The organism is Streptomyces sp. NPDC008313 (assembly GCF_042956125.1).
In the GTDB taxonomy this organism is placed as follows: Bacteria; Actinomycetota; Actinomycetes; order Streptomycetales; family Streptomycetaceae; genus Streptomyces.
In genome coordinates this window covers 212,540-228,868 of the sequence record NZ_JBIBFR010000013.1, presented here as the reverse complement: position 1 = coordinate 228,868, position 16,329 = coordinate 212,540, and the positions used below count along the sequence as shown (strand labels likewise).

General features: G+C 72.9%; 15 protein-coding genes, 1 pseudogene and 1 riboswitch. Of the genes and pseudogenes, 8 read left to right on the top strand and 8 right to left on the bottom strand.

Translation table 11 applies throughout. The annotated features are described in order from the left end of the window. Positions 1-116: 116 nt before the first annotated feature. Together ACFY93_RS19635 and ACFY93_RS19630 are read left to right on the top strand one after the other, a co-directional pair. Positions 117-1,145: an ATP-dependent 6-phosphofructokinase gene (locus ACFY93_RS19635; protein WP_391360414.1), complete on the top strand. Its 1,029-nt coding sequence runs from the start codon at positions 117-119 to the stop codon at positions 1,143-1,145. A 207-nt stretch (positions 1,146-1,352) separates the two neighbouring features. After that, positions 1,353-2,348: an NAD(P)-dependent oxidoreductase gene (locus tag ACFY93_RS19630; protein ID WP_391360413.1), complete on the top strand. Its 996-nt coding sequence runs from the start codon at positions 1,353-1,355 to the stop codon at positions 2,346-2,348. On the opposite strand, the gene ACFY93_RS19625 is transcribed toward ACFY93_RS19630, so the two are convergent. Both ACFY93_RS19625 and ACFY93_RS19620 read right to left on the bottom strand, forming a co-directional pair. Continuing rightward, the gene (locus ACFY93_RS19625; RefSeq protein ID WP_391360411.1) at positions 2,300-4,204 is read right to left on the bottom strand and encodes a chorismate-binding protein; all 1,905 of its coding nucleotides are present in this window, start codon (positions 4,202-4,204) and stop codon (positions 2,300-2,302) included. The two genes, ACFY93_RS19630 and ACFY93_RS19625, sit on opposite strands and share 49 nt — an antisense overlap. A gap of 90 nt (positions 4,205-4,294) precedes the next feature. Beyond that, positions 4,295-4,351 carry a trp operon leader peptide gene (locus ACFY93_RS19620; RefSeq protein ID WP_124277238.1) on the bottom strand — a complete coding sequence of 19 codons (57 nt, stop codon included), beginning with the start codon at positions 4,349-4,351 and terminating at the stop codon, positions 4,295-4,297. 370 nt (positions 4,352-4,721) lie between these two features. Here ACFY93_RS19620 and ACFY93_RS19615 point away from each other — a divergent pair, with 370 nt between their 5' ends. The 3 genes from ACFY93_RS19615 to ACFY93_RS19605 all read left to right on the top strand — a co-directional run bounded on the left by ACFY93_RS19615 (position 4,722) and on the right by ACFY93_RS19605 (position 7,755). Beyond that, on the top strand, positions 4,722-5,759 hold the full coding sequence (locus ACFY93_RS19615) for a glycoside hydrolase domain-containing protein (RefSeq protein WP_391360408.1): 1,038 nt from the start codon (positions 4,722-4,724) through the stop codon (positions 5,757-5,759). A gap of 206 nt (positions 5,760-5,965) precedes the next feature. Then, a complete protein-coding gene (locus ACFY93_RS19610; RefSeq protein ID WP_391360405.1) occupies positions 5,966-7,321 on the top strand; it encodes a class II 3-deoxy-7-phosphoheptulonate synthase in 1,356 nt (451 codons plus the stop codon). Positions 7,322-7,491: 170 nt separating this feature from the next. Further along, positions 7,492-7,755, top strand: coding sequence for a (2Fe-2S)-binding protein (locus ACFY93_RS19605; protein WP_391360402.1), 264 nt, complete (start codon positions 7,492-7,494; stop codon positions 7,753-7,755). Positions 7,756-7,818: 63 nt separating this feature from the next. Here the strand turns inward: ACFY93_RS19605 and bfr are convergent, their stop codons facing one another. Beyond that, positions 7,819-8,298 carry a bacterioferritin gene (gene bfr / locus ACFY93_RS19600; RefSeq protein WP_391360399.1) on the bottom strand — a complete coding sequence of 160 codons (480 nt, stop codon included), beginning with the start codon at positions 8,296-8,298 and terminating at the stop codon, positions 7,819-7,821. Between the two features lie 154 nt (positions 8,299-8,452). Between bfr and ACFY93_RS19595 the strand changes: the two genes are divergently transcribed. Further along, the gene (locus ACFY93_RS19595) at positions 8,453-9,085 is read left to right on the top strand and encodes a molybdopterin-dependent oxidoreductase (protein ID WP_391360397.1); all 633 of its coding nucleotides are present in this window, start codon (positions 8,453-8,455) and stop codon (positions 9,083-9,085) included. Positions 9,086-9,126: 41 nt separating this feature from the next. Here ACFY93_RS19595 and ACFY93_RS19590 read toward each other — a convergent pair whose 3' ends face one another. From ACFY93_RS19590 to thiO, 5 genes are all read right to left on the bottom strand, one after another. Continuing rightward, a complete protein-coding gene (locus tag ACFY93_RS19590) occupies positions 9,127-10,005 on the bottom strand; it encodes a deoxyribonuclease IV (RefSeq protein ID WP_391360512.1) in 879 nt (292 codons plus the stop codon). A gap of 72 nt (positions 10,006-10,077) precedes the next feature. Next, the gene (gene pknB / locus ACFY93_RS19585) at positions 10,078-12,021 is read right to left on the bottom strand and encodes a Stk1 family PASTA domain-containing Ser/Thr kinase (protein WP_391360394.1); all 1,944 of its coding nucleotides are present in this window, start codon (positions 12,019-12,021) and stop codon (positions 10,078-10,080) included. Between the two features lie 149 nt (positions 12,022-12,170). Then, entirely contained in the window at positions 12,171-12,965 is a 795-nt protein-coding gene (locus ACFY93_RS19580) for a thiazole synthase (protein ID WP_391360392.1), read from the bottom strand. Between the two features lie 3 nt (positions 12,966-12,968). After that, on the bottom strand, positions 12,969-13,169 hold the full coding sequence (gene thiS, locus ACFY93_RS19575) for a sulfur carrier protein ThiS (protein ID WP_391360508.1): 201 nt from the start codon (positions 13,167-13,169) through the stop codon (positions 12,969-12,971). A gap of 116 nt (positions 13,170-13,285) precedes the next feature. Further along, the gene (gene thiO, locus ACFY93_RS19570; RefSeq protein ID WP_391360389.1) at positions 13,286-14,488 is read right to left on the bottom strand and encodes a glycine oxidase ThiO; all 1,203 of its coding nucleotides are present in this window, start codon (positions 14,486-14,488) and stop codon (positions 13,286-13,288) included. Next, positions 14,486-14,598: riboswitch (TPP riboswitch) on the bottom strand. Its footprint overlaps the gene before it by 3 nt. A 51-nt stretch (positions 14,599-14,649) precedes the next feature. Between thiO and ACFY93_RS19565 the strand changes: the two are divergent. Next, positions 14,650-14,982: pseudogene (locus ACFY93_RS19565) on the top strand (hypothetical protein); the annotation flags it as partial. An 88-nt stretch (positions 14,983-15,070) separates the two neighbouring features. Continuing rightward, positions 15,071-16,309: an FAD-dependent oxidoreductase gene (locus tag ACFY93_RS19560; RefSeq protein WP_391360386.1), complete on the top strand. Its 1,239-nt coding sequence runs from the start codon at positions 15,071-15,073 to the stop codon at positions 16,307-16,309. The last annotated feature ends 20 nt before the right edge of the window (positions 16,310-16,329 follow it).

The window sequence follows — 16,329 nt, the reverse complement described above, 5'->3', positions numbered from 1 at the left end:
AGAAAGTGATCAACTGTCGCATATTTCACCGGAATTGACCTTCCGCCCCATGTCTGAGTGACCTGGATCACCCCTACCGTGACCCGCATCAGGCAACCGCGGCGAAGGGATTTTCCATGCGGGTCGGAGTACTGACCGGAGGCGGCGACTGCCCCGGGCTCAACGCCGTCATCCGGGGCATCGTCCGCAAGGGCGTGCAGGAGTACGGCTACGACTTCGTCGGCTTCCGGGACGGCTGGCGCGGTCCGCTGCAGGGCGACACCGTTCGGCTCGACATCCCCGCCGTGCGCGGCATCCTGCCCCGCGGCGGCACCATCCTCGGCTCCTCGCGCACCAACCCGCTCAAGCAGGAGAACGGCATCCGCCGGATCAAGGACAACCTCGCCAAGGAGGAGGTCGACGCGCTCATCGCGATCGGCGGCGAGGACACCCTGGGGGTCGCCGCGCGCCTGACCGACGAGTACGGCATCGATGTCGTCGGCGTCCCGAAGACCATCGACAACGACCTCTCGGCCACCGACTACACCTTCGGCTTCGACACCGCCGTCGGCATCGCCACCGAGGCGATCGACCGGCTGCACACCACCGCCGAGTCCCACATGCGCGTCCTCGTCTGCGAGGTGATGGGCCGGCACGCCGGCTGGATCGCCCTGCACTCCGGACTCGCGGGCGGCGCGAACGTCATCCTCATCCCGGAGCAGCGCTTCGACGTCGACCAGGTCTGCGCCTGGGTGACGTCCCGTTTCAAGGCGTCGTACGCACCGATCGTGGTGATCGCCGAGGGCGCCATGCCGAAGGACGGCGACATGGTCCTCAAGGACGGTTCGCTGGACTCGTTCGGGCACGTCCGGCTCTCCGGGGTCGGCGAGTGGCTGGCCAAGGAGGTCGAGAGGCGCACCGGCAAGGAGGCGCGCACCACGGTCCTGGGCCACATCCAGCGCGGCGGCACGCCCAGCGCCTTCGACCGCTGGCTCGCCACGCGCTTCGGCCTGCACGCCATCGAGGCCGTCCGCGACGGCGACTTCGGCAGGATGGTCGCCCTGCGCGGCACGGACATCGTCCGCGTGCCCATCGCGGAGGCCACGGCCCGGCTCAAGACGGTCGACCCGAAGCTGTACGAGGAGGTGGGCGTCTTCTTCGGCTGAGCGGCGTTCCAGCCCTCCGGCGCTTGAGGAGCGGGGTCCGGGGCAGAGCACCGGAAGACGGGAAAGGGAAGGGGCGAAGGGGGCGGAAAAGCCACCCCCGAGGCCCCCCGGAACCCACCCGGACGCCCCAGGCCCCCCTCCCCGGCCCGGCGATATGTTCGCCGTGAGACCAGCCCGCCCCACCCCCGCACCCCCCCGGAGGGACCCGTGGAGATCCTCGCCTTCGGCGTGCAGTCCGACGAGAAGCCCCTCATCGAGAAGGCGTTCGCCGGGCATCACGACGTCCACTGCCTGGACGTCTTCCTGAACAAGGACACCGCCCCCATCGCCGCCGGCCACGAGATCATCTCCACCAGCGTCAACTGCGAGCTCGACCACCACGTCCTGCAGAGCCTCGCCACCGGGGGCGTCGGCATGGTCGCCCAGCGCTCCACCGGCTTCAACAACGTCGACCTGCCGGTCGCCGAGCGGCTCGGCATGACGGTCGCCCGGGTCTCGTACTACTCGCCGTACGCGGTCGCCGAGTTCGCCTGGACCCTTGCCATGGCCGTCAACCGCCGCATCGTCCGGGCCTCCATACGCACCCGCGACTTCGACTTCCGCCTCGACGGACTGATGGGCCGCGACCTGCGGGGCCGGACGGCCGGAGTCCTCGGCACCGGGAAGATCGGCGAGGCGTTCGCCCGGATCGCCCACGGCTTCGGGATGAACCTGCTGGGCTGGGACGTCGCCGAGAACCCGGCGTGCGTCGAACTCGGCATGACGTACGTCCCCCGGGAGCGGCTCCTCGCCGAGTCCGACCTGATCAGCCTGCACGTGCCGCTGATGCCCGAGACCCAGCACCTCATCGACGCGGTGGCCCTGCGCGCGATGAAGGACGACGCGATCCTGGTGAACTCCAGCCGCGGCGGCCTCATCGACACCCGGGCCCTCGTCGCCGAACTGCGCGAGGGCCGCTTCACGGGCGTCGGGCTCGACGTGTACGAGGCGGAGGCCGGGCTCTTCTTCCTCGACAAGTCGCTGGAGGCCGTCGACGACGACACCCTGGCCCGCCTCGTCACCTTCCCGAACGTGCTGGTGACGTCCCATCAGGCGTACTACACGGTGGACGCCGTCTCCCAGATCGTCGACGCCACCGTGCACAACGTCCTGGACTACGAGGCGGGCCGGCGCTCGGAGAACGTGCTGGTGCCGCGCAGCTGAGCCAGCAGCTCCCGTACGACCGCCGTGCCGTTCAGGGTCAGCACCGACTCCGGGTGGAACTGCACGCCCGCGAAGCCCTCCCCGCGCAGGGCGTGCACCTCGGCGGTGCGCCGGTCGCGGGCCACCTCGACCCGGCGGGCCGCCAGCTCCTCGGCCGAGGCGTCGTCGCAGCGCGCCACGAAACTGTTGTAGAAGCCGACGGTCTCCGTGCGCCCGAAGAGGTCGACCGCGACCTGGGCGCCCTGGTAGGGCACCTCCTTGCGGACGATCCCCAGGCCCAGCTCGGCCGCGATCAACTCGTGCCCGAGGCACACACCGAGCACCCCGTGCCGGTGACCGCGGAGCACCTCGGCGGTCAGCCCGCGCAGGAACCGCATCTTCGGATCGTCCAGGTCCGAGGGGTCGCCCGGCCCGGGGCCCAGGACCAGCGGCCCCTCGTGCGCGAGCGCGGCCTCCCGCAGCCCCGGCTCGTCGTAGCGCCGTACGGACACCTCCAGGCCCGAGGACCGCAGCAGATGCGCCAGCATCGCGGTGAAGGTGTCCTCGCCGTCCACCACCAGGGCGTGCCCGGTGACGTCGGGGGCCTGCTCCCGCATCCGCAGCCAGAACGGGGCGAGCGAGGCCCGCCGCCCGTCCAGCGCGGCCCGCACCCGCGGATCGTCGGCCAGCCTCGGCCCTACGCGCTCCTCGCGCGGCCGGCCGGGACGCACCCCCAGCGCCGTCAGCACCCCGGCCGCCTTGGCATGGGTCTCGGCGACCTCGCCCGCCGGATCGGAGCCGCGCACCAGCGTGGCGCCGACCGGAACCCGCAGCCGCCCGTCCGCGTCGATGTCGGCGGTCCTGATGAGGATCGGGGAGTCCAGGGTCTGGGAGCCGCCCGCGTCCTGGCCGATCAGCGCCAGCGCCCCCGCGTAGTACCCGCGCCCGCCGACCTCGTGCCGCTCGATGACCCGGCACGCGTTCTGCACCGGCGACCCGGTGACGGTCGCCGCGAACATGGTCTCCCTCAGGACCTCACGCACGTCCAGCGTCGACCTGCCCCGCAACTCGTACTCGGTGTGCGCCAGATGGGCCATCTCCTTCAGGCGCGGGCCGATCACCGTCCCGCCCATGTCACCGACCGTGCACATCATCTTGAGTTCCTCGTCGACGACCATCGAGAGCTCCTCGATCTCCTTGCCGTCGGCCAGGAAGTCCAGCAGGTCCTCGGGCGTCGGCCCCCCGGCCGGATAGCGGTAGGTCCCGCTGATCGGGTTCATCACGACGGTCCCGCCCGACATCCGCACATGCACCTCGGGACTCGCCCCGACCAGCGTGCGGCCGCCCGCCGCCTCCCCGGTGTGCACGACGTACGTCCAGTACGCGCCCCGCTCGCCCACCAGCAGCCGCCGGAACAGCGCGAGCGCGTCGGCCCTGCCGAAGCCGGGGACGGCGCCCTCGTACGTCCGTCTGATCACGAAGTTCGCGCCCTCGCCCCGCCCGATCTCCTCGTCGAGGACCCGGCCGACGATCCGCGCGTACTCCTCGTCGCCCACGTCGAAGCCCCCGCCCTCGACCCGGACCTCGTGCGACGGAAGCTCCGCCAGAGCCCGCTCCAGCGGGATCTCGTACGTCTCCTCGGCGGTCAGCACCGCGAGCGGGGTGCCGTCGTCACGCACGTCGAAGCCGCGCTCCCTGATCTGACGGAACGGCACCAGGGCCAGCGAGGGGTGCTCCCCGGCGGGGATGTCCGCCAGCCGGCCGACCTCGCGGACCGGGCCGAGCAGCAGCTCCACCACGTCCTGGTCGTGGCCGGGGGTGCGGCGGCGCAGCAGGGCGAACGGGCGGGGGTCGTGCAGGAGGTCGAGCAGGTTCATCGGTCCGGTTCCTTCTCGTGGAGAGGAACGGCCCGGAAACACCGAAGGCCGCCCCTCGGGCGGCCTTCGCGAAGTCTTGAGTACGCGCAGTCAGCGGGCCGCCGGATGAGCGGTCCACCACCAGTTCTGGGTCGTCTGCGCGAACATGCGCGCCACCCTACCCGACGACGGGGACCGGGCAACAGCGTGAACCGGACGGCCCGCGGGTTCACGGCGGGGCGCCGGCGGCCATCCATGGCCAGGGGGCCTCAGGCCGTCCACGGCCGCGAGTCCGACCCGAGTTCACCCCGAGTCCGACCGACTCCGAGCGAGGAGTCCGATCCAGGAGAGCGTCATTCACACACCCCGTTCCCCCCTGTCCCGCCGCGGCGGCGCACGAGCCCTCACGGTCCTCGCGGCGGCCGCGGCCCTCGCCGCCGGGCCGCTCGGCACCGCGCACTCCGCCCCGCACCCGCCCGACGACACCACCAAGGTCACCTATCTGGGCCACGAGTTCGCCGTCCCCGCCTCCTGGCGGGTGGTCGACCTGGCCCAGCACCCGGAGACCTGCGTCCGCTTCGACCGGCACGCCGTGTACCTCGGCACGCCGGGTGACCGGCAGAACTGCCCGGCGCAGGTCCGGGGCCGCACCGAGGCCCTGCTGATCCAGCCCGCCACCGACGTCGACGCCGCCGTCACCGAGAACCGCACGGCCCGCACCTACCGGGCCGGCACCGACCGCATCGCGGTCACCGCCGCGTACGGGGACGACCGGGCGAAGATCCAGGAGATCCTCGCCGGCGCCGGGCTGCCCGTCACCGCCGCCCAGCCCGACAAGGCGGCGCAGACGCTGCCCGCGACGGTCCCCGCCGACGCGACGGCCCACCGGGGCGAGGGCTTCGACGCCTGCACCGCACCCGCCCAGTCCACCATGGACGCCTGGCGCGGCACGTCCGGCTACGGCGCCGTCGGCATCTACATCGGCGGCGTCAACCGCGGCTGCGCCCAGCCGAAGCTGACCGCCGCCTGGGTGCGGGCGCAGTACCAGGCCGGCTGGCGGTTCATCCCGCTGTACGTCGGCCCGCAGCCCTCCGCCGACGGCGGCAGCTGCCAGGGCGGCTGCTCCGCCATCACCGACCCGCGCGAACAGGGCGCCGAGTCCGCCGACGACGCCGCCCGGCAGGCCGCCGAACTCGGGCTGCCGAAGGGCTCGGTGCTCTACAACGACCTGGAGCACTACCCGCGCGGCGGGACGGTCACCGACACGGTCCTCACCTACCTCGGCGCGTACACCGACCGCCTGCACGAGCTGGGCTACCGCTCCGGCGCGTACGGCAGCGTCTCGTCCCTGATCAACGACCTGGTCGAGCACACCGGCGACCGCACCGCGCCCGACGTGATCCACTTCGCCCGCTGGAACGGCGAGTCGACCACCGACGACCCGGCGATCCCCGTCGACCGCTGGGCCGACCACCAGCGCGTCCACCAGTACGAGGGCAACACCACGGAGACCCACGGCGGGGTGACGGTCAACATCGACCGCAACCGGCTCGACGTGGGCACCGGGGCGCCGTGACGCCGGAGGCTGTCCGCCGGTGTACGAGGTGTTCCCCGCCGCCGCGGGGGTGATCCGGAACTCAGGACGCTGCCGCGGACCGGCGTGGTCCGGTCCCCGTCGTCGCGGGGCGCCAGGTTCCGCCCGGCTCTTGTCAGCCGGGCGGAACCGTCTCACCCATTGAGCGCGGCCATGGACGGCCGAGTCGACCGCGTACTGTTTGGCGGGTGACAGTGAACGCTGATTCCCGAAGCGTCGCCGCTCAGGCGACTTGGCGAGACCTGCCCGCGGCACAGCAGCCCGAGTATCCCGACACCGAGGCTCTGCGCGCAGTGATCGCGGACCTCGAGTCGTATCCGCCGCTCGTCTTCGCGGGCGAGTGCGACCAGCTGCGTGCCCGGATGGCCGCCGTCGCGAAGGGAGAGGCGTTCGTCCTCCAGGGCGGCGACTGCGCCGAGTCCTTCGACGGCGTCTCCGCCGACCACATCAGGGCCAAGCTCAAGACGCTGCTCCAGATGGGCGCCGTCCTCACGTACGCGGCCTCCGTGCCGGTCGTGAAGGTCGGCCGGATCGCCGGCCAGTACTCCAAGCCGCGCTCCAAGCCGACCGAGACCCGCGACGGTGTGACGCTGCCCACCTACCGGGGCGACTCCGTCAACGGCTTCGACTTCACCGAGGCGGCCCGGATCCCGGACCCCGAGCGGCTGAAGCGGATGTACCACGCCTCCGCGTCCACGCTGAACCTGGTCCGTGCCTTCACCACCGGCGGCTACGCCGACCTGCGCCAGGTGCACGCCTGGAACCAGGACTTCGTGAAGTCGTCCCCGTCCGGCCAGCGCTACGAGCAGCTGGCGCGCGAGATCGACAACGCGCTGAACTTCATGCGGGCCTGCGGGACGGACCCGGCCGAGTTCCAGACGGTCGAGTTCTTCTCCTCGCACGAGGCGCTGCTGCTCGACTACGAGTCGGCGCTGACCCGCGTGGACTCGCGCACCGGCCGGCTGTACGACGTGTCCGCGCACATGGTGTGGATCGGTGAGCGCACCCGGCAGCTGGACCACGCGCACATCGAGTTCGCCTCGAAGATCAGCAACCCGATCGGGATCAAGCTGGGCCCGACGACGACGGCCGAGGAGGCGCTGCAGTACATCGAGCGCCTCGACCCGGACCGCGAGCCGGGACGGCTCACCTTCATCGTGCGGATGGGCGCGGACAAGGTCCGCGACAAGCTGCCCGAACTGGTCGAGAAGGTCACCGCCTCCGGCGCGACCGTCGCCTGGATCACCGACCCGATGCACGGCAACACCTACGAGGCGGCCTCGGGTCACAAGACCCGCCGCTTCGACGACGTGCTCGACGAGGTCAAGGGCTTCTTCGAGGTCCACAAGTCCCTCGGCACGCACCCGGGCGGCATCCACGTCGAGCTCACCGGTGACGACGTCACCGAGTGCGTGGGCGGCGGCGACGAGATCTTCGTCGACGACCTGCACCAGCGCTACGAGACGGCGTGCGACCCCCGGCTGAACCGCAGCCAGTCCCTGGACCTGGCCTTCCTGGTCGCCGAGATGTACCGCGACCAGTAGTTCTCCCGTGCGCCCGGGCGCACCGGCCGGTGGGGCGCGGATCGATGTGATCCGTGCCCCACCGGCGCATCCGGGGCTTTCCCTCTCCGGGAGGTCCCGGTAAGGTTAGGTTTGCCTCACCGAACGATCGGGACGGCGCGACCAGAGATCCCGACGGGAGGTGGGCCCGCGTGTACGTGTGCAACTGCTTCGGGGTGACCGAACAGCAGGTGAAGAAGCACGCGGAGGACGGTGCCTGCACCCCTCGGCAGATCGCGTCGGCCTGCAAGGCGGGCACCGACTGCGGCTCCTGCGTCCGCCGTATCCAGGCCCTCCTCGGCAGGGGCGAGACCCCGCGCCGTGAGCCGGCCCCCGCGAACCGTCCCGAACCGGCCCGCGCGCGGTCGGCCGCCGCCCGGCTCGAGCGGACCGCGTCGGCGGCACGGGCCGCGTAGGCGCCCGCGCGAGCCGCGCATCCGGTCTCGCGCTCCCGGCCCGCCCGGGGGACCCGAGCCCGTTCAGCCCTCCGGCTGCTCGATCAGCTGGGCGATGTACAGCGCCTCACCGAGCTTCTCCACCAGCTCCAGCTGGGTGTCGAGATAGTCGATGTGGTGCTCCTCGTCCGCGAGGATCGACTCGAAGATGTTCGCCGAGGTGATGTCGCCCTTGGCGCGCATCACCTCGATCCCGCGCCGCAGCCGGTCGATCGCCTCGACCTCCACCTGCCGGTCCGCCTGGAACATCTCGGTGACCGTCTGTCCCACCCGGACGTGGAACAGCCGCTGGTAGTTGGGCAGGCCGTCCAGGAACAGGATGCGGTCGGTGAGCACCTCCGCGTGCTTCATCTCGTCGAACGACTCGGCCCGGGTGTACTTCGCCAGCCTGGTCCAGCCGAAGTTCTCCTGCATCTTCGCGTGCAGGAAGTACTGGTTGATGGCGGTCAGCTCGGCGGTCAGCTGCTCGTTGAGGAATTCGATGACTTCGGGGTCGCCCTGCATCGCCGGCAACTCCTTCCGGACGGGGACGGGCAGGTTGCGCCGCATCCTCGCACCGGCACCCCGCACCGTCCAGTAAGTGCACGCTTAGTGCGAGTTGCCCGATTCGGTCCGGCCCTGGTCAGGCGCACCGTCCGGGGTCTGTCAGGATGGAGTCATGGGTCAGCCGGTGGAGCGTGAATCTGGGGAAGCGGCGCAGTCACAGCTCCCGCCGGGGCAGCGGCTGCAGCGCGGCTGGCCGGTCACCCACTACGGCCCGGTGCCCAGGTTCCGCCCGGAGCGCTGGGACTTCAGGGTCTTCGGCGCCACCGCCGGCCAGGAGAAGCACGCCTGGACCCACGAGGAGTTCACGGCGCTGCCGTATGCCACGGTGATGGCCGATCTGCACTGCGTCACGAAGTTCAGCATGGTCGGAGCCGAATGGGGCGGCATCCCCGCCCGTACGATCCTGGAGATCGCCCCGCCCGCGCCCGCCGTCACCCACGTGATGGTCTGGGCGGAGTACGGGTTCAGCTCGAACCTGCGCCTCGACGACTTCACGTCCGACCGCACGATCTTCGCCACCCACAAGGACGGCGAGCTGCTCACCGCCGAACACGGCTTCCCGCTCCGTCTCGTCGTGCCGCACCTGTACGCCTGGAAGGGCCCCAAGTGGGTCCGCGGCGTCGAGTACATGACCGCCGACCGCCGCGGCTTCTGGGAGGAGCGCGGCTATCACAACGTCGGCGACCCCTGGCGCGAGCAGCGCTACTCCTACCAGGAGGAGCCCGGGGACGGCCCCGAGATCTGAGCCCCGGGAAGCCCCGGGCGCCGGCGCCGTCGGCGGGCCCCTCAGCCGTCCCGGAGCTTCTTCAGCCGCTCCACGTCGGCGGTGTGCCCCTCCTTGCCGCCCGGCGTCTCGATGATCAGCGGTACGCCGTCGGTGGCCGGGTGGGACATCAGCGCGCGGAAGGGGTCCTCGCCGATGTGCCCGGAGCCGATGTTCTCGTGGCGGTCCTTGTGGGCGCCGACCACGTCCTTGGAGTCGTTGGCGTGGATCAGCCGCAGCCGGCCCGGGCCGACGGTGTCCACCAGCAGGTCGAGGGTCTGGGGCATGCCGGCCGGGCCGGTCAGGTCGTGGCCCGCCGCGTAGACGTGGCAGGTGTCCAGGCAGACGCCGAGCCTGGGGTGGGCGTCCAGCGCCTCGAAGTACGGCCCGAAGTCCCAGGTCCGCGAGCAGAGGGAGGCACCCTGCCCGGCGGTCGACTCCAGGAGCAGATACGGGTCGTCCTCATGGGTCAGCTCGTCGAGCAGCGGCAGCAGACGCTCCCGCACCTGCCGCAGGGCGACCGCCCGCTCCCGTCCGCCGGTGGCGCTGCCGGTGTGCACGACCACGCCGAGCGCGCCGATCTCGCGGCCCCGCCGCAGCGAGTGCCGCAGGGAGAGCACCGAGTTCTCGACGGTCGCCTCGGTGTGCGAGCCGAAGTTGATCAGGTACGGGGCGTGGACGTACGCGGGGATCGACCCGGCGGCACAGGCCCCGCGGAACGCCTCGTCCTGGCGGGGGTTCCCGACGGGCGTCGCCCAGCCCCGCGGATTGGCGACGAACACCTGGACGGCCTCGGCGCCCATCTCGCGCGCGTAGGCGAGGCCGACGGAGTGGAGCCCGCCGGCCACGGGGACGTGCCCGCCGACGGGGTTGCGGAGCTGCTTGCTGGTCACGCCGTACAGGGTGTCACGCGGACGGACGCGCCCGTCCGGCGGACCCGGGGCCCGCGGCCCCGGGTCTTCCTCCGGCGTCCGTCAGCCGATCTCGATGGTGATCGTCGACCCCTTGGGCGCCTTGTCGCCGCCGTCCACCGACTGGCCCTTGACGGTGTCCCCGAACAGGCCGAGCAGACCGCGGTCCTTGTCGACCTCGAAGCCCGCCTTCTCGAGCTCGCGCTCGGCGTCGCCCACGTCGTCACCGACGACGTCCGGGACCACCACCATCGGCGGGCCCTTGGAGACGGTCAGCGTCACCGTGTCGCCCTCGGCGGCACGGCCCCCGTCCGGAGACTGCACGGCGACCTGTCCCTTGTCGAAGTCCGAGGTGACCTGCCGCGAGGAGACCTCGACCTTCAGGCCCAGGTCCTCCAGCTCGGCCCTGGCGTCGTCGACGGACTCGCCCGTGACGTCGGGCACGTCCACCGCGCTGCCCTTGCTGACGACCAGCTTGATCGCCGACCCGGCCCTCCGCTCCGTACCGGCGCCCGGCTCCGTGCTGATCACGAACCCCTTGATGACCTCATCGCTGAACGCCCGGGTGACCATCCCGGGGGCCAGGCCCTCGCTCTTCAGCCGGTCCCTCGCCTTGTCCAGCCGGTACCCCTTCAGGTCGGGCACCTTCACCGTCTTCGGGCCGTTCGAGAGGGTCAGCGTCACCGCGCCACCGTCCCGGATGCGGGCGCCCGCCTTCGGGTCCGTGCTGACGACGGTGCCGCGCTTCACGGTGTCGCTGTAGGCGTGCCTGACCTTGTCGACCTCCAGACCGGCCTGCTCCAGCCGGTCCCTGGCCTGCGCCTCCGTCTTCGCCAGCACCGGCGGCACCTTGGTGAACTGGCCGGAGTTGATGTACCAGACGCCGCCGCCGACGCCCAGCACCAGCAGTACCGCGGCGACGATCGCGAGGACCCCGCGCCGGGGACGCGAGGCGCCCCGCGGCGGCAGCGGCGGCCCGGCCTCGAAGCGGCTCGTCCGGTGGACGGCCGCGGCCCCGTCGGCCCCGTCGGTCTCGTCCTCGTTCACCGGCAGCAGCCGCGGCACCGAGAGCGAGCGCGGGATCACGCTCGTACGGTCCCCGGAGATGTCCCGTCCGTCGCCGGGGGCGACCGCCTGCGGCGGCACCGCGTCCAGCTGCTCCTCGCTCAGCCCGGCCCGTGCCTGGAGGACCTCGGAGAGCAGGGCCACCGCGTCGTGCGGCCGGACCCCGGGGGTGCGCGCGGTGGCGCACGCGACCAGGGCGTCGAGCCCGGGGGCCAGCCCCGGCACGGCCGCCGACGGCGCCGGGACGTCCTCGTGGAGGTGCTTGTAGAGCACGGAGGCGGGGGAGTCCCCGGTGTGCGGCCGGTCGCCGGTGAGCATCTCGTACAGCACGATGCCGCACGCGTACACGTCGACCCGGGTGTCGGCGGTGCCGTGCTCGATCTGCTCGGGCGCGAGGTAGGACACCGTGCCGAGGACGGCACCGGTCGTGCTCGTGACCGTGTCCACGGCCCGCACCAGCCCGAAGTCGGCGACCTTCACCCGGCCGTCGTCCCCTATCAGGACGTTCTCCGGCTTCATGTCGCGGTGCACGAACCCGGCGCGGTGCGCGGCGCCCAGCGCGGCGAGCACCGGTTCCAGGATGTCCAGCGCGGCCCGCGGCTGCAGCGCGCCCCGCTCGCGCAGCACGTCACGCAGGGTGCAGCCGGCGATGTACTCCATCGCGAGGTAGACGTACGACCCGTCCGTGCCCTGGTCGAAGACCTGCACCACGTTGGGGTGCGCGAGCCGGGCCACCGACTTGGCCTCACGGATGAACCGCTCGACGAACGAGCCGTCGGCAGCCAGCGTCGGGTGCATCACCTTGAGCGCGAGGACCCGGTCGAGCCGGGTGTCCAGGGCCCGGTAGACCGTGGCCATCCCGCCGACGGCGATCCGCGCGTCGACGCGGTAGCGGCCGTCGAGCACCCGGCCGACGAGAGGGTCCTGAAGGGTCGTATCCACGCAGGGGAGTCTACGAGCCGCCACTGTCGTGCCCACCCGTCACGGGTGATCCGGCGACGGAATGCAGCAGAGCTGTGACTGTGGTGTGCCGTACCGTGCCCTTGCCTCCGCGCCCGGACGCCCGCGGCCGCCGCCGGGCGTCCGGCGGGTCAGAAGGCCGGGCGCTCGGGGTCGAGCCGGGCCAGGCCCTCCACCGGTGAGGACGCCTCGGCGAAATGGCGCCGGGGGATGCGGCCCGCCCGGTACGCGAGGCGTCCCGCCTCGACCGCGTGCCGCATGCCCTCGGCCATCAGCACCGGCTCCTGCGCCCGGGTCACGGCCGAGGCGAGCATCACACCCGCGCACCCCAGCTCCATGGCGAGCGCCGCGTCGGAGGCCGTCCCCGCCCCGGCGTCCAGGATCACCGGCACGCGCGCGTGCTCGGTGATCAGCTGGAAGTTGTGCGGGTTGCGGATGCCGAGGCCGGAGCCGATGGGGGAGCCGAGCGGCATGATCGCCGCGCAGCCGGCGTCCTCCAGCTTCCGGGCGAGGACCGGGTCGTCGTTCGTGTACGGCAGGACGGTGAACCCGTCGTCGACGAGGGTCTCGGCGGCGTCCAGCAGCTCGATCGGATCGGGCAGCAGGGTCCGCTCGTCGGCGATGACCTCCAGCTTCACCAGATCGGTGCCGAGCGCCTCCCGGGCCAGCCGGGCGGTGAGCACGGCCTCGCCGGCGGTGAAGCAGCCCGCCGTGTTCGGCAGCACCCGGATGCCGAGCCGGTCCAGTACGGACAGCACCGAACCGTGCGCCTCGGGGCTCACCCGGCGCATCGCGACCGTCGTCAGCTCCGTCCCGGAGGCGACCAGGGCGCGCTCCAGGACGTCGAGACTGGGGGCGCCGCCCGTGCCCATGATCAGGCGCGAGGTGAGGGACGTACCACCGATGAGGAGGGGATCGTCGGCCATGGGTCAGCCTCCTTGGACGGCTGTGAGGACTTCGACGCGGTCACCCGCGCGCAGGGCGGTGGACGGCCACTGCGCGCGCGGGACGACGGTCTCGTTGAGCGCGGCGGCCACTCCGGAGGGGGCGGGCGTCAGCGCGGCGACGAGCGTGCCGAGGGCGGTGCCGGGCGCGACGCGGCGCGGCTCGCCGTTGACGGAGACGACCAGTGGGGCGGCGTCCGCGGCGGGACCGGCGTCGGCGGTGTCCGGAAAGGCGGGTCCCGGGGAGTCGGGGCCTGTGGCGGTGGCGCCCTGGTCGGCGGGGCCTGTGGTGGCGGGGTCGTTCATGCGGGCTGCTCCGAGAGTGCGGCGGCGCTGAACCGCCTCGGGGTGAACGGGCGGGCCTCGTCGGGGAGCTCACCGGTGGTCAGCGCGTGGGCGAGGGCGTCGCCGGTGACCGGGGTGAGCAGGACGCCGTTGCGGTGGTGGCCGGTGGCCAGCAGCAGCCCCGGCAGTCCGCTCGGGCCGAGCAGCGGGGCGTTGTCGGGGGAGCCGGGGCGCAGCCCCGCCCGGGTCTCGGTGAGCGGCAGCTCGGTGATCCCGGGGACGAGTTCGTGGGCGTCGCGCAGCAGTTCGTAGACGCCGCCCGCGGTCACCGTCGTGTCCCAGCCCAGCTCCTCGCTGGTCGCGCCGACGACCAGTTCGCCGTTCTCGCGCGGCACCAGGTAGACGTGGCTGCCGCGGACGACGGCCCGCACCGTGCGGTTCAGGAAGGGCGCGTACCGCTTCGGTACGGTCAGGCGCAGCACCTGGCCCTTCACCGGGCGCACCGGCGGCAGCACGGCGTCGGGGACGCCCGCCAGCCGTCCGCTGAGGCTGCCCGCGGCGAGGACGACCTGGCCCGCCGCCCGCGCCGTGCCGTCCGCCGTCACGACTCCGGTGGCCCGGTCGCCCACGACGGTCAGCCGCTCGGCCCAGGTCCGGTGGAACACGACCCCGGCCCGCTCGCAGGCGCTGACCAGGGCGTCGGCGAGCCGCCGCGGGTCCACCTGGTGGTCGCCGTCGACCCGCAGCCCGCCGCGCACCCCCGGCGCGAGCATCGGCTCGAGACGGCGGCAGTCGCGGCCGCTCAGCCACTGCGAGTCCAGGCCCGACGCCCGCTGCAGGGCATGGAGTTCGCGCAGATGGGCGCGGTCGTCGGCGTCCAGGGCGACGGCGAGCGTGCCGCACCGCCGGTAGCCGACATCACGGCCCGTCACCTCGGTCAGCTCGGCGGCGAAGTCCGGATAGCGCCGCGCCGAGGCGAGGTTGAGACCCAGCAACGTCTGCTCGCCGTAGTGGAGTTCGGTGACGGCGGCCAGCATCCCCGCCGCGACCCGGGCCGCGCCGCCCCCGGGCTCGGGGTCCACGACCGCGGTGCGCAGACCGCGCTGCGCGGACCGCCAGGCCGTGACCAGACCGATGATCCCGCCCCCGACGACGAGGACGTCCGGTACACACGCTGTACCGGGGTGTGAGACGGATGTGTCGTCCGTTGTAGGCGACATGGGCGTCCAGCCCCTCCCTTCGCCGGCATGACCCGGATCAGGTTCGTACGGTCGGAGGCCGTCCAGCCTCCCTCTCAGCCCGGTGCGTCCGGGCTCCCGCGAGTCCTTTACGTTGGCCACCCTAGCCCTTCGTCCCCGAGCCCCACAGGGAGCCTGCGCGCATGGCCCGTTCGCTCGACGCACTCGTCCTCGCCCCGGTCGCCGACCAGGCCCCGGGCCAGGTCGGGACCCGCACCCGGTTCACCTACCACGAGAAGGACGGTGAGATCTGGGCCGAGTACGCGGGCGGCGAAGTCGTACGCGGCCACCTCGTGGGTACCCGTGAGGGCGACCGGCTCGACTTCCGGTACGTGCAGCTGAAGCGGGACGGGACCACGTCCGGCGGGCACTGCCGGTCGCGGGTCGTCGAGCTGGACGACGGGCGGCTGCGCCTGGAGGAGACCTGGGAGTGGGAGTCGCAGACGGGCAGCGGTACGAGTGTGGTGGAGGAGGTCGCCGGTCCCGGCACCGCCGGGCGGCCGGGCGGTACCGGGACGCAACCGGCGGCGCCGACCGGCACGGCGCCGCGACTAAGGTGATCGAGTGAGCGAGCTGACGCGGGAACGGGCCAGGGACGGGCGGCGGATCGTCGTCGTGGGCGCGGGCATGGCGGGGGTGCAGGCCGCCGTCGCCCTGCGGGAACAGGGCTTCACCGGCGACGTCACGCTGATCGGCGCCGAGGCCCACCAGCCGTACGACAGACCGCCGCTCTCCAAGGCCGTGCTCCTCGGCAAGGCGGAGACCTCCGCCTTCGAGGTCGACTTCGCCGCGCTCGGCATCGAGCTGCGGCTCGGACGCGAGGCCACCGGCCTGCGCCCCGGCGACCACGAACTGGACACCGACGCCGGGGCCGTCCCGTACGACGTCCTGGTCGTGGCGACCGGGGCCGAACCCCTCCGGCTGCCGGGCGAGCGCGATACCCCCGGCGTGCACCTGCTGCGCACCCTCGACGACGCCGAGCGGCTGCGGCCCGTCCTCGCCCGGCAGCACGACGTCGTGGTGGTCGGCGCGGGCTGGATCGGCGCGGAGTTCGCCACGGCGGCCCGCGAGGCGGGCTGCTCGGTGACCGTCGTCGAGGCCGCCGACCGGCCGCTCGCGGGGGCGCTGCCCGCGGAGGTGGCCGCGCCCATGGCCGCCTGGTACGAGGACAGCGGCGCGGTCCTGCGCACCGGCGCGCGCGTGGAGCGCGTCGAGGACGGGGCGGTGGTCCTGGACGACGGCTCACGGGTGCCCGCGGGCGCGGTGGTCGTCGGCATCGGCGCCCGGCCCGCGACCGGCTGGCTCGCCGGCTCCGGGGTCGCGCTCGGCGCCCACGGCGAGATCGTCGCCGACGACCACCTGCGCACCTCCGTGCCCGACGTGTACGCGGTCGGCGACTGCGCCTCCTTCCCCTCGGGCCGGTACGAGGAGCGGCTGCTCGTCCACCACTGGGACAACGCCCTCCAGGGGCCGCGCACGGTCGCCGCCAACATCGTCGGAGACGTGCCCGCCGCCTACGACCCGGTGCCGTACTTCTGGTCCGAGCAGTTCGGCCGCTTCGTCCAGTACGTCGGCCACCACGCGCCCGCCGACACGACGGTCTGGCGCGGCGACCCGGCGGGCGCGGCCTGGACGGTCTGCTGGCTTCGCGAGGGCCGCCTCGTCGCCCTCCTCGCGGTCGGCCGCCCCCGTGACCTGGCCCAGGGCCGCAAGCTGATCGAGTCGTGCGTCCCGATGGACCCCGCCCTGCTGGCCGACCCGGCGCGGCCGCTGAAGAAGGCGACGGCGGCGGCCGGGGACTGACCCGCCGCCGCGGCTCGGCC